The sequence below is a fragment of the Bradyrhizobium jicamae genome (genome assembly GCF_018130695.1).
Taxonomy (GTDB): domain Bacteria; phylum Pseudomonadota; class Alphaproteobacteria; order Rhizobiales; family Xanthobacteraceae; genus Bradyrhizobium; species Bradyrhizobium jicamae_B.
Genome location: NZ_JAFCJX010000031.1, coordinates 44,169 through 56,720 on the forward strand (window position 1 = coordinate 44,169; position 12,552 = coordinate 56,720).

11 protein-coding genes are annotated in these 12,552 nt (G+C 66.1%); 4 read left to right on the forward strand and 7 right to left on the reverse strand.

Annotation, left to right across the window (positions count from 1 at the left end; translation table 11 throughout):
• Nucleotides 1-42: 42 nt before the first annotated feature.
• A complete protein-coding gene (locus tag JQ604_RS33475) occupies nt 43-1,137 on the forward strand; it encodes a helix-turn-helix transcriptional regulator (RefSeq protein ID WP_212364990.1) in 1,095 nt (364 codons plus the stop codon).
• Between the two features lie 175 nt (nt 1,138-1,312).
• Here JQ604_RS33475 and JQ604_RS33480 read toward each other — a convergent pair whose 3' ends face one another.
• From JQ604_RS33480 to JQ604_RS33505, 6 genes are all read right to left on the reverse strand, one after another.
• Nucleotides 1,313-1,954: a response regulator transcription factor gene (locus JQ604_RS33480; protein WP_212364991.1), complete on the reverse strand. Its 642-nt coding sequence runs from the start codon at nt 1,952-1,954 to the stop codon at nt 1,313-1,315.
• A gap of 112 nt (nt 1,955-2,066) precedes the next feature.
• Entirely contained in the window at nt 2,067-5,588 is a 3,522-nt protein-coding gene (locus JQ604_RS33485) for a hybrid sensor histidine kinase/response regulator (RefSeq protein ID WP_212364992.1), read from the reverse strand.
• 92 nt (nt 5,589-5,680) lie between these two features.
• Nucleotides 5,681-7,171, reverse strand: a complete 1,491-nt coding sequence (gene mctP, locus JQ604_RS33490) for a monocarboxylate uptake permease MctP (protein WP_212364993.1) — start codon at nt 7,169-7,171, stop codon at nt 5,681-5,683.
• Nucleotides 7,161-7,337, reverse strand: a complete 177-nt coding sequence (locus JQ604_RS33495) for a DUF3311 domain-containing protein (protein ID WP_212364994.1) — start codon at nt 7,335-7,337, stop codon at nt 7,161-7,163. The genes mctP and JQ604_RS33495 overlap by 11 nt, the downstream gene beginning before the upstream one ends.
• Nucleotides 7,338-7,547: 210 nt before the next feature.
• Nucleotides 7,548-8,312 carry a dienelactone hydrolase family protein gene (locus JQ604_RS33500; protein WP_212364995.1) on the reverse strand — a complete coding sequence of 255 codons (765 nt, stop codon included), beginning with the start codon at nt 8,310-8,312 and terminating at the stop codon, nt 7,548-7,550.
• 79 nt (nt 8,313-8,391) lie between these two features.
• Nucleotides 8,392-9,639: a serine hydrolase domain-containing protein gene (locus tag JQ604_RS33505; RefSeq protein ID WP_249159058.1), complete on the reverse strand. Its 1,248-nt coding sequence runs from the start codon at nt 9,637-9,639 to the stop codon at nt 8,392-8,394.
• 170 nt (nt 9,640-9,809) lie between these two features.
• Here JQ604_RS33505 and JQ604_RS33510 point away from each other — a divergent pair, with 170 nt between their 5' ends.
• Genes JQ604_RS33510 through JQ604_RS33520 form a run of 3 tightly spaced genes read left to right on the forward strand, consistent with a single transcriptional unit; the run spans nt 9,810 to nt 11,307 of the window.
• Entirely contained in the window at nt 9,810-10,112 is a 303-nt protein-coding gene (locus JQ604_RS33510; protein ID WP_212364996.1) for a hypothetical protein, read from the forward strand.
• Between the two features lie 33 nt (nt 10,113-10,145).
• On the forward strand, nt 10,146-10,787 hold the full coding sequence (locus JQ604_RS33515) for a glutathione S-transferase family protein (protein WP_212364997.1): 642 nt from the start codon (nt 10,146-10,148) through the stop codon (nt 10,785-10,787).
• A gap of 7 nt (nt 10,788-10,794) precedes the next feature.
• Nucleotides 10,795-11,307 carry a DUF1697 domain-containing protein gene (locus JQ604_RS33520; protein WP_212364998.1) on the forward strand — a complete coding sequence of 171 codons (513 nt, stop codon included), beginning with the start codon at nt 10,795-10,797 and terminating at the stop codon, nt 11,305-11,307.
• Nucleotides 11,308-11,309: 2 nt separating this feature from the next.
• On the opposite strand, the gene JQ604_RS33525 is transcribed toward JQ604_RS33520, so the two are convergent.
• Entirely contained in the window at nt 11,310-12,533 is a 1,224-nt protein-coding gene (locus tag JQ604_RS33525; protein WP_212364999.1) for a threonine ammonia-lyase, read from the reverse strand.
• Between the last annotated feature and the right edge of the window lie 19 nt (nt 12,534-12,552).

Genomic DNA, 12,552 nt, shown 5'->3' on the forward strand with positions numbered 1-12,552 from the left:
GACCGGAAAGGGGGGACGACGCGCGAAGGACATGCGGTGCCGATGAGCCTGTTGATCGACGACATCTACGAAGCCGCCATCGTGCCTGAGAAATGGCAGCTGGTACTGGACCGGCTGGCGCAGATGGCAGACGCCGAAGGCACGCTGCTGTTCGCGGCAGGCCCCGGCGAGCCGCGCTGGCTGTCGTCGCAGCGCATCCATGACGCGATGGCGGAGTGGACCGAAAGCAAATGGTATCTCGACAATCCGCGCGGGCAGCGGCTGGTGCCGCTCACCGAGCCGCGATTCCTGACCGACTTCGACGCGATGACGATGGAGGAGATCGACGCCTCCGCGTTCTACACCGATTGGCTGCGGCCGAACGGCCTTGGCTGGTGCGTCGGCACCGCGATCCGCTCACCGGCCGGCGACACGCTGGTGTTCTCGATCGAGAAGGCGCACGACAAGGGCCCCGTGCCGCGGGCGGTCGCCGAGCAACTCGATCCGCTTCGTCCGCATCTGGCGCGGGCATCGCTGCTCTCCGCCCGCCTCGGCCTCGATCGCGCCCGGGCCGCGGCCACCTCGCTCGGGTTGCTCGGTCTGCCGGCGGCTGTGCTTCGACGCGGCGGCCAGGTGATGGCAGCCAACGCGCAGCTCGAGCGGCTGATGCCTGATGTGATCCAGGATCGCCGCGACCGTGTCGCGCTGACTTCGGAGACGGCCGACGCGCTGCTCGCCCGGGCGCTGGCCGCGTTCGAGCACGGCCTGATCACGCCAGACGTTCGCTCGATCCCGGTCACGGCACAGCGGGATCATCCGCCGATGATCGTGCACCTGGTACCGATCCGCGGCGCCGCGCATGACGTGTTCGCCCAGGCCATCGCGATCCTGATCGTCACGCCGGTGGTGCAGGCGGAGGTGCCGACGCCGGAACTGCTGCAGGGCCTGTTCGACCTGACACCGGCCGAAGCCCGCGTCGCGCGCGGCATCGGCGAGGGCCGGACCATCGAGACCATCGCCACTGCATTCGGCATCTCGCGCGAGACCGTCCGCAACCAGCTCAAGGCTGTCATGGCCAAGACCGGATTGCGCCGTCAGGTGGAACTTGCCGGCCTGCTCGCCGGCAACAAGCTGCCGCTCAATCCGGGGACGGAGTAGTTCCGCTCCACCTCGCCCCGCTTGCGGGGAGAGGTCGGAATGCATCGCCAGATGCGTTCCGGGTGAGGGGGTACAGGTCTATCGATAGAGCGCAACTCGTGGAAGCAGCCCCTCACCCCAACCCTCTCCCCGCAAGAGCGGGGCGAGGGGGCGCGGCTCGTCCGTGGCCGATATCTCAGCGTCCGAACGCCAGCCGCTCAGCCAGCACCGCGGCCTGGGTGCGCGATCCGACGTCGAGCTTGCGCAGGATCGTGGAGACATGCCCCTTGACGGTCTGCTCGGCGATGCCGAGCTCGCCCGCGATCTGCTTGTTGAGCTTGCCGTCGACGATCATCGCCAGGATGCGCAATTGCTGCGCCGACAGCGAGGCCGCACGCGCGGCGAGCTCGACGTCCTCGCTCTGCACTGAACCGCGGCCGCCGATATTCGGCGGCATCCAGATCTCGCCACCGAGGATGCGCGTGATCGCCTCCGCCATCGCCGGCAACCCGAGCGATTTCGGGATGTAGCCGGAGGCGCCATAGGCGATGGCGCGGCGGATGGTGGCCGCATCCTGCCGCGCCGAGATGATCGCAACCGGCACGGTCGGAAATTGCGCGAGCAGGATGAACAGCGCCGCAAAGCCCTGCACGCCCGGCATCGTCAGGTCGAGCAGGATCAGATCGATTTCCGCGATACGATCGGGCACCGCCGCCAGGATTTCGTCCAGCGACTGGCACGGGATGATCTCGAGATCAGGCAGCACGGACGACAATGCGCTCTGCAGTGCGGCCTGCACCAGCGGATGGTCGTCGCCAATGACGATGCGTGTGGTCATGCCGCGTGGGGATCCTCTTGGCTAGAGCATGATCCGGAAAAGTGTGACGCGGTTTTCCGATAAGACCATGCTCAAAGAAAGAGCTAAAGCGCGATGACGATTCAATCTAGTCTCATTGCGCTTTAGCGAGCCGCCGGGTCGCCTCGCCGCTCAGGAAGCGGCGCAGCGCGGCGGGCTTCACCGGTTTTAGCAGGATTTCGCAGCCGCGTGCTTTCGCTGCGTGGCGAACCTCCTCGCTGCGATCGCCGGTGATCAGCAGCGCACGGACGTTCCGCCCGGAGACGCGCCGGAGATCATCGAGGAAGTCGAGGCCGTTGCGGCCACCATCGAGGTGATGATCGAGGAGCACGACATCCGGCGGCTGCGCGGACGCAGCCGCCATCGCTGCAGTGGGGTCGGGCGCAGTCACGACCTGATGCCCCCACCCGCCGAGCAGCGCCGCAAGCCCCTGCAGGATCGCGGCGTCATTGTCGAGGCAGAGCACCTTGAGGGGCTGCTCGGCCGGCAACGGTACAGCCGCGGCACGCGCAGGGCGCAGCGTGACGCCGGGACCGGATGCCAGAGGAATGGTCACGGCAAAGCAGGAGCCCTGATCGGGACGCGAGCGAACGTCGATGCTGTGCCCGAGCAGACGCGAGATGCGGTCGACGATCGCAAGCCCGAGGCCGAGGCCCTTGTCGGAAGCGGGCACGAGCCGCTGGAACTCCTCGAAGATCCTGGCGCGATCGGCCTCGGCGATTCCGATGCCGGTGTCCCAGACCTCGATCCGGAGCGCGCCGGCCTTGCGCCGGCAGCCCAGCAGGATGCGGCCCTTCGGGGTGTAGCGCACCGCATTCGACAGCAGGTTCTGCAGGATTCTCCGCAGCAGATGCGGATCGCTCCGCACCACGCACGCGCTCTCGACGACGCGCAACGACAGGCCGCGCTCGCGCGCCATGGCGCCGAATTCCACGCTGAGCTGTGCCAGCAGATCGGCGATCGGAAAGTCGACGGGCTCGGCGCGCACTGCGCCGGAATCATAGGAGGAAATGTCGAGCAGCGTATCCAGCATATGCTCGGTCGAGCGCAACGCCGTGATCGCGCTGCCGGCCAGCGTCCGTTCCTTGTCGCCGGCGGTCGGCTGCGCACGCAGGCTCTCGTCGAGCGCCGACAGGAACAGCCGCGCCGCATTCAGCGGCTGCAGCAGATCATGGCTGGCTGCGGCGAGGAAGCGGGTCTTGCCGAGATTGGCCTGCTCGGCGTCGGCCTTGGCGCGCTCCAGCGCTTCGGTCCGTTCGCGGACGCGCAGCTCCAGATCCTCGTTGGCGCGGCGCAGCGCCTCGGCGGCGCGATGCCGTTCGGTGACGTCGGCATAGGTCGAGACGTAGCCACCCTCGGGCGTGCGATCATAGACGATCTCCAGCACCGTGCCGTCGGGCCGCTTGCGCTCGTAGACGTAAGGCCAGATCGTCGTCGCGACGTCGCGATTGACCAGCAGCGCTGCGAATTCGGCAGCCCCATATTCGCCGCGGTCGACGTTGAACGCGATCAGGTCGGCGAGCGGCAGGCCGACGCGCACGAAATCGCGCGGCAGATCGAGCAGCTCGATGAAGCGGCCGTTCCAGGCCGAGATGTTGAAATCAGCGTCGAAGGCACAGATGCCCTGCGGCACACTTTCCAGCGTGCTCTGCAGCAGATGACGGTTGAAACGCAGCGCCTCGGAGGCCTCGTCCAGCATCTCCATCGCCGCCCGCCGCGACAGCGAATGCCCCTCCAGCGAGGCCGCGGTCACCACGCGCGCCGACGCCGCGCCGATCGCGCCGGCCAGCAGGTTTTCGGTGAAGCGGATCGAATCGAGATCGACCAGTCCGGAAGGATCGAGCGGCGGCGCGCGGCCGGCGCGACGTGCTGCCAGATAGGTGTCGAAGGCGGCCCCGCCACGCTCGGCCCCGACAAAACGGATCGCGAGCGCGCGCAGATCATCGAGCCGGATCACCACACGCGACGACAGGACCGATGCAGTTCCGAGTTCCGCGTCGTGCGTGAACGCAGCCGCCTGGTTGCGCTCGATGGTCGATTGTCGACCGAGCAGCGAGAACAGTGTGAAGCAGACGATGTTGGCGCCAAGACTCCACAGCGTCGCGTGCGAGATCGGATCGAGCCCTTCGAGACCGAACAGCGCGCCCGGCTTGAGCCAGGGCACCAGCCCGTCATGCGCGACCGGCGCGAGCGCCGGCCATAGCAGGCCGGCGGACGGCAGCAGCAGCGTGTAGGCCCAGACGACGAAGCCGACCGCGATGCCGATGGAAGCACCGGCCTTGTTGGCGCGACGCCAGAACAGCCCGCCGATGAAAGCCGGGCCGAACTGCGCCACCGCGACGAATGACAGCAAGCCGATCACCGTGAGCGGATAGCCCTGATTGACCAGCCGATGCATCAGATAGGCAAACAGCAGGATGCCGACGATCGAGAGCCGGCGCACCGCCATCAGCGTGCGCGACACCGACCAGTCGGCGGCGCGGCGGCCGAGGAAGCGCCAGCGCAGCAGCAAGGGCATGATGACGTCGTTGCAGAGCATCGTGCTGAGCGCCACCGCGGTCATGATCACCATGCCGGTCGCGGCCGACAATCCGCCGAGGAAGGCGATCATGCTGACGGTCTCGGCGCCGGAGGCGATCGGCAGCGAGATCACATAGGTGTCGGGATCCATCATGCCGCCGAACCGCGCCAGGCCCGCGGCAGCGATGGGCAGGATCAGCAGACTGAAGGCGGCGAGATAGAGCGGATAGAGCCATCTCGCGGTGCGGGTATGGGCGGGCTGTTCGTTCTCGACGATCGCGACATGAAAGGCTTGCGGCAGACAGAGGAATGCGATCGCCGAGATGATGATCGTTGCCGGCCAGACCGGCTGGCCGAGATCGAACGCGACGACGCGTTCGAGCTGCGGATCGGCCCGCACCTGCGCCAGCAATTCGGCAGGCCCGCCGGCGATGCCGAACAGCACGAACAACGCCACGACAAGGAAGGCGACCAGCTTGACCACGCTCTCGAACGCGATCGCCAGCATCAGGCCGCGATGGTGCTCGCTGGCATGAACGTGGCGGACGCCGAACACGATTGCGAACAGCGCCATCGACGCCGCGACGGCAAAGGCGGAATCCTGCCAGAAGTGCATCGCGGCAATGCTGGCGCGCTCCGGCTGCAGGATCAGATAGTCAAAGCTCTTGCCGACGGCTTTCAGCTGCAGCGCGATGTAAGGCAGCACGCCGAGCAGCGAGGCCAGCGTCACCAGTGCGGCGAGCGACTGGCTCTTGCCGTAGCGCGCGGCGATGAAGTCCGAGATCGAGGTGACGTTCTGCGCCTTCGCAATCGCGATCACCTTGGCCAGCAGCGGCTGCGCGAACAGCAGCACCAAGGTCGGGCCGATATAGATCGTCGCGAAGTCGAGCCCGCTGGTCGCGGCGCGGCCGACCGAGCCGTAGAAGCTCCAGGAGGTGTTGTAGACCGCGAGCGTGAGGCAATAGCTGACCGCGGCCGCCCAGGAATTCGCAGGCACCAGCGGACCAGCGGCGCTGCGCCGGTCGCCCCACCAGGCGATCAGGAACAGCGCGGTCACATAGGCCGCCGAAATGGCAAGAACGAACCAGCCCTGCAAGGAGCCCTCACTGATGCGATCGACCCGCGGCGCGTGATGACACGCCGCGGGCCGCCGATACTAGAGCGTTTTCCGGCCGCGTGGGTGCCGGATCAGGCCGCTTCGCTGGCCGGGCGCGGTTGCGCGATGGCCTTGAGCCCCAGATTGACCACGACCGCGACCACGACATTGAGCGCGAGCGCGAGCAGGCCGGTATAGATCGCGACCTTGCCGGCGCCGAAGTCGATGCTGTGCAGCGGCTTCAGCCCGTCCGACCACGCCAGCCACGAGCCGCCGGCAAGGCCGACCGCCCAGCCGATCAGCAGCGAGGTGCTGGAGAACCAGTTCAGATAGAGCCCGAACACCAGCGCCGGCAGCGTCTGCAGGATCCAGAGGCCCCCGAGCAGTTGCAGGTCGAGCGCGAACTGCGTCGGCATGAACAGGATCGCCAGCAGCGCCCCGACCTTCACCAGCATCGAGGTGACCTTGGCGACCTGGGCCTCGCCGGCCGGGGTGACGGCAGGGTTGATCCAGACCTTCCAGAAGTTGCGGGTGAACAGATTGGCCGCGCCGATGCTCATCACCGCGGCCGGCACCAGCGCGCCGATCGCGATCGCAGCGAAAGCGAAGCCTGCAAACCAGCCCGGGAACAGGGTCTTGAACAGCTCCGGCACGACGTCATTGTTGCTGGCAAGCTTCAGCCCCGCCGCATGCCCCATGTACCCCAACAATGCGAGCAGACCGAGCAGCAGCGTATAGGCCGGCAGCAGCACCGCGTTCTTGCGAATGGTGTTGCCGCCCGACGAGGCGAAGATGCCGGTCAGGGTGTGCGGATACATGAAGGCCGCGAGCGCCGAGCCGAGCGCCAGCGAGGCGTAGGGGAACACCTGCGCCGGAGACAACAGCGTGCCGCCGGAGCCCTTGGCCTTGAAGGCGGTATCCGCCGCGGTGAAGATCTCGCCGTAACCTCCGAGCTTGGACGGCACGATCGCGATCGCCGCGATCACCACGATGTAGATCATGATGTCCTTGACGAAGGCGATCAGCGCCGGCGCACGCAGGCCCGACGAATAAGTGTAGAGCGCGAGCACCAGGAACGCCGCGATCAGCGGCAGCTCGCCATGCAGGCCGAGCGCCTTGATGGCGACCTCCATGCCGATCAGCTGCAGCGCGATGTAGGGCATCGTCGCGACCACGCCGGTGGCGGCGACCGCAAGCTCGAGGCTGCGCGAATTGTAACGGCCGCGCACCACGTCACCGGCGGTGACGTAGCCCTTGTCCTTGGCGACTTTCCACAACACCGGCATCACCGCAAACACGAAGGGATAGACGATGATGGTGTAGGGCAGCGCGAAGAAGCCGTAGGCGCCGACCGCATAGACCAGCGCCGGCACCGCGATCACGGTATAGGCGGTGTAGAAATCGCCGCCGACCAGGAACCAGGTGATCCAGGTCCCGAACTTGCGGCCGCCAAGGCCCCATTCGTCGAGATGGGCGAGCGTCTCCGGCTTGCGCCAGCGCGAGGCGACGAAGCCCATGCCGGTGACCAGCACGAAGAAGGCGATGAAGACGGCGAGTGCGGGGGTGTCGACATCAGTCAGCATCGCGCACGCTCCTGTAGACGATCCAGGTGAGGAGCGAGGTCAGCGGCACCCAGGCGAGCTGATACCAATAGAAGAACGGGAAGCCGAACAGCATCGGCTCCTTGATATTATAGAAGGGCACGATCATCAGGCCGACAAACGGCAGCAGCAATAGCAGGCGTATCAAGCTCTCCTCCCCATGTCATGAGAATGCGCGCTTCAATGCGCGCGACTTGCGTCCGCTATAGCGCCGATCGGCGTTTTCCCTGCCCCCTACATTCGCTCCGCGTCACCCCCATACTTTCGTATCGCCGGCCTCTTCCCAAGTGGGTGCGCCTCCGTTCTATTTGTCGGAGCAAGACGGCACCGAAGGTTGCGCTGGGAATGCGCGACGCAGCTAGACGGGGTTCAGGTGCGCTTGGAAGAATCGCGCGACGCGGCCGACCGCGTCAGCGGTCATCGGATCGTCGTCCGAGAAGTCGAAACCATGAGCCTTGCCTGGATATCTGACGATCTCCGCTGATGCGCCGACCGCTTTACCGAGCCTGACCAGTTCCTCACCCTTGGCGAGGGGCACGTTGCGATCGGCCTCGCCATGCAGTTCGATCAGGGGCGGCAGACGCTTCACATCAGTCGCGATGTCCTTGGGTATGCCACCGTACATCACCGCCAGTGCTGACACGCGCTCGTCGCGCGCGGCCGTCACTGCGGCAACGTAACCGCCGAGCGAGAAGCCGAGTAGACCGATCCCGCCCGAACCGTGCGCACCGCGTACCGCCGTCAGCACGGACGAGGTGCGTTCGGCCCAGGCATTGAATCTTTCGCTCTCGTAAGCCTCTCGGCGCGCAGGCGAGGTCATCTTCCCAAGCAACTGCGCGTCGGTGTCAGTAAAGTAACGGGCGAGATAGGCATCGATGCCGCCTGCAGTCAGCGCGTTGACATGACGCTCATAGGCCCGCCGGTTGAGGTCAAAGCCGCGCGATCCGTGCAACAGGATGACCGCAGGGCGCTTGCCGCCCCTGTCCGCTGCGTAGCGGGTCACTGCGACCTGGCCTTCGCCGGCGTCAACGGCAAGCATCTCGGCTGTGGCCGCGGACAACGGGCGCGACGCCGCCGCAAGTGCAAGGCCGCCAAGAAGGCTTCGTCGATTGATGATCGGCATCGGGGCATCCAGCGAGGCGGTTTCGGAAGACATCAGAGACGGCGCGGAGGGCGAACAACATAGCATGGCATTTCGCCGCTCACGCCGAATTGAGCGCCCGGTAGATCGCGCGCTCGAAGGCGCGATAGACGCCGAGCGAGCGCGGATCGGCGAACGGCAGCACCTGCATCATGATCACGCCGGCGAGGCCTGCGGCCGGATCGATCCAGTAATAGGTGTTGTAGAGCCCGGCCCAAGTCATGCTGCCGGCCTTGCGTCCATCGGCCCCGGCGTCGAGATTGATCATGCCGCCAAAGCCCCAGCGCAGCCGCCTGTGCGGGAAGAAATCGACATCGGCCGATATGGCCGGATTGGTCGTCTTCATCACGCCGGCCTCGAGATCGCCGATCTGGTTGGCCGCCATCAGCTCAACCGTCCGCGGCCGCAGGATGGTCTTGCCGCCAAGGCTGCCGCCATTGAGCAGTGCCTGCAGCAGCGTGAGATAATCGGGCGCGGTGGAATAGATGCCGCCGCCTCCCGAGAACACTTTTGTCGCGCTCGGCTTTTCCTGCGGTTGTGGCACCAGCTTTCCTTTATCACGGACATGCAGATGCGCCTCGCGGGCGCGCTGCGTCTCGGTGATCGTGAAGCCGGTGTCGTTCATGCCGAGCGGATGGGTGATGTTGTCGTGGAAATAGCGATCGATCGTGCTGCCGCTTGCGATCTCCACCAGCCGCCCGACCCGATCGATGCTGCCGCCATAGGCCCATTTGCTGTCGGGTTCGAACATCAGCGCGCTGCGCGGCAGGCCCGCATTGGCCCGCGCCGCCTTTCTGTAGCGGCCGACATTTGGATCCCACAGCGGATAGCTGAAGCCCGAGGTGTGGGTCAGCAGATTGCGCAGCGTGATCGGGCGCCGCGCCGGGCGCAACTGCGGCACGCCCTTCGCATCGAAGCCGATCAGCACCTGCGGGTCGGCCAATGACGGATCGATGCTGGCGGCGGGCTCGTCGAGTTTGAGCTTGCCCTGCTCGACGAGTTGAAGTGCCGCGACCGCGGTCAACAGCTTCACCATCGAGGCGATGCGGAACACAGTGTCGACGGACATTGTTGCGGGCGCGCCGAGTGCACGGGGGCCAAAGGCGCCCTCATAGATGGTCGCGCGTGCGGTCGCGGCCATGGCGACAACGCCAGGTACCTCGCCCGCTTCGACCTTGGCCTTCAGGACGGCATCGACCTCACCGCTCGCGGCGAGCGCCCGCAATGGCGCGGCATGCGCGGCGGACAAGCCGGCCGCGGCCATCACGGCCGCATGCGCCATCAGCTCGCGTCGATTGAGCTGCCCCATCGGTTGCGGGCTCCCTCCCCGGCCGTTTCGAATCGGAGCCTACAACGGCTGGGATCGAGCAACCATGACCGGAAGAGCACATGTTCAAACCGGATCAGGTGCGCTAGTGATACCTCCTCATCCAAAATCCATGTGCCCACGCGCACATCGCGCCCAACGAGTGACCCCTGATGGCCGACGCCGACCTCAACGCCGTAATCCGACAGACCGTCAAAGCCCAAACCAAGGCCGTGATGGCCGCCGCGAAGAAGCAGCAGACCCAATGGACGGCCCGGGCCGCCAAGGCCAAGGACAAGGACGCCAAGGCGCGCTTCAAGTTTTTGGCCAAGAGCACCGCGTTGAACGCCGCCGCAACGACCAAGCGGCTGCAGAACTCGGCCGAGAGCGCCGCCGAGGCCTATGTCCGCGCCATGAAGCGGGCGATGGAAGAGCCGCTGCCGACCAAGAAGCCGGCGAAGAAGGAAGAGGCCTAAAGCCATTCCGGGAACGCTGCAGGAGGAGTCCCGATGCTCACCGTCCACCATCTCGGCAAGTCGCAATCGGAGCGGATCGTCTGGCTGTGCGAGGAGCTTGGCATCCCCTATGAGCTGAAGCACACCGTGCGCGATCCCGTCACCATGCTGGCACCCGCCGACTACAAGGCGCTGCATCCGATCGGGGCAGCGCCTGTCATCACCGACGGCGATCTGGTGCTGGCGGAGTCCGGCGCCGTGGTCGAGTACATCATCGGCAAATACGGCAATGGAAGGCTGACGCTGAAGCCGGATCATCCGGACTTCGCGAACTATCTGTACTGGTTCCACTTCGCCAACGGCACGCTGCAGGCGCAGATGGGCCGCAGCATGATCCTGAACCGGCTCAACCTGCCATCAGACAATCCGATGCTGGTCGCGACCAAGGCGCGGGTCGACCGCTCCTTTGATCTCGTCGATGCGCGGGTGCGCGACGCCAAATATCTGGCGAGCGACGCGTTCACTGCGGCCGACATCATGATCGGCTTCTCGCTGACCACGATGCGATACTTCCTGCCCTATGACCTGAAGCGCTGCCCCAACATTATCAGCTATCTCGGCCGTATCGCCGAACGCCCCGCTTATCGCCGCGCGATGGAGAAGGGCGATCCGGGCATGGCGCTACTCTTGACCTGAGGCACGCATGCCCCGCTATGTCGCGCTGCTGCGAGCGGTGAATGTCGGCGGCACCGGCAAGCTGCCGATGACCGAATTGAAGGCGATGTGCGTCGACGCAGGCTTTGCCGACGTCGCGACCTACATCGCCAGCGGCAATGTGGTGTTCTCGTCAAAACTCGGCGCAGCCAAGGTGAAGACAGCGCTGGAGGCGCGACTGCAGGCCTATGCGGGAAAACCGGTCGGCGTCGCCGTGCGCACCGCCGAGGAAATGGCCGCGGTGCTGAAGGCCAATCCGTTCCCGAAGGAGCCGCCGAACCGGACCGTTGCGATCTTCCTCGACGAGGCGCCGCCGAAAGACGTGCTCAAGGAGATCAAGGGTCAGCAGGACGAGCAGGTCCGGCTGGGCAAGCGCGAGATCTATGTCGCCTATCGCAACGGCATGGGACAATCGAAGCTCAGGATTCCCGCGGCCGCCCAGGGCACCGCTCGGAACATCAACACGATCGCAAAGCTCGCCGAGATGGCGGCGGGCGAGTAGGCCTACCCGCCCCTCACCGAAAACCCCTCCTGGCCGAGCCTTAGCAGCACCTCTTCCAGATGCGCGCGGTCGCGGGTCTCGATGACGAGTTCCAAGAGCGTCGCCTTCGCCGGCAGGTCTGAGAAGGTGCGCTGATGCGAGACCTCGATGATGTTGGCGCCGACATCCGCCAGCAGGATCGAGACCGCGGCGAGCTGGCCGGGCCGGTCGACGATGTCGAGCGCCAGCTGGGTCAGCCGCCCTTCGCGCGCGAGCTCGCGCGTCAGCACCGAGGCGATGAGGCGCGTGTCGATGTTGCCGCCGGTCAGCACCAGCCCGACATTCTGTCCGGCAAATTGCGCAGGGTTTGCAAGCACGGCGGCAAGGCCCGCGGCGCCGGCGCCTTCGACCACCGTCTTCTCGATCGAGATCAGCATCGCGACCGCGCCCTCGATCTGGTCTTCGCTGACCAGCACGATGTCGTCGACGAGATCGCGCACGATCTTGGTGGTGATCGCGCCCGGCGCCTTCACCGCGATGCCTTCGGCGAGCGTGTCGCCGCGCATCGGCAGCTGCTCGCCTCTGACAGCGTTGTACATCGAGGGATAGAGCTGCGCCTGCACACCGATGATACGGATATCGGGCTTGAGCGCCTTCGCCGCGGTCGCTATCCCCGAGATCAGGCCGCCGCCGCCGATCGGCACCACGAGCACGTCGAGGTCAGGCACTTCAGCGAGCATCTCGAGCCCGATCGTGCCCTGCCCGGCAATGATCAGGGGATCGTCATAGGGATGGATCTGGATCAGGCCGCGTGCGACCGTCTGCTCGCGGACGAAGGCGGCGGCCTCCTCCAGGGTCTGGCCGGTGATGATGACCTCGGCGCCGTGCCGCCGTGTGTTGGCGATCTTCACCATCGGCGTGCCGACGGGCATCACGATAGTGGCGGGAATGCCGAGCCGCTTGGCGTGATAGGCCACGCCCTGGGCGTGGTTGCCGGCCGACATCGCGATGACGCCGCGCTTGCGCGCGTCAGGCGAGAGCGCCTGCAGGCGGTTCAGCGCGCCACGCTCCTTGAAGGTCGCGGTGAACTGCAGGTTCTCGAATTTGAGGAACAGGCGGCAGCCGCAGATCTCGCCGAGCGTGCGGCTCTCGTTGCAGGCCGTGACCTGGACCTGGTCGCGAATGGCCGCCGCCGCCGCATGGATATCGGCGAGCGTCACGGGACTTTCATCGGTATTCCGGGCCATCTCAGCGTCGCTTATTACG

Bases quoted from the DNA above. Each gene is read 5' to 3' on its own strand.
- JQ604_RS33475 (WP_212364990.1), top strand. From the start codon at position 43: ATGAGCCTGTTGATCGACGACATCTACGAAGCCGCCATCGTGCCTGAG.
- JQ604_RS33480 (WP_212364991.1), bottom strand. From the start codon at position 1,954: ATGACCACACGCATCGTCATTGGCGACGACCATCCGCTGGTGCAGGCC.
- mctP (WP_212364993.1), bottom strand. From the start codon at position 7,171: ATGCTGACTGATGTCGACACCCCCGCACTCGCCGTCTTCATCGCCTTC.
- JQ604_RS33500 (WP_212364995.1), bottom strand. From the start codon at position 8,312: ATGCCGATCATCAATCGACGAAGCCTTCTTGGCGGCCTTGCACTTGCG.
- JQ604_RS33505 (WP_249159058.1), bottom strand. From the start codon at position 9,639: ATGGGGCAGCTCAATCGACGCGAGCTGATGGCGCATGCGGCCGTGATG.
- JQ604_RS33510 (WP_212364996.1), top strand. From the start codon at position 9,810: ATGGCCGACGCCGACCTCAACGCCGTAATCCGACAGACCGTCAAAGCC.
- JQ604_RS33515 (WP_212364997.1), top strand. From the start codon at position 10,146: ATGCTCACCGTCCACCATCTCGGCAAGTCGCAATCGGAGCGGATCGTC.
- JQ604_RS33520 (WP_212364998.1), top strand. From the start codon at position 10,795: ATGCCCCGCTATGTCGCGCTGCTGCGAGCGGTGAATGTCGGCGGCACC.
- JQ604_RS33525 (WP_212364999.1), bottom strand. From the start codon at position 12,533: ATGGCCCGGAATACCGATGAAAGTCCCGTGACGCTCGCCGATATCCAT.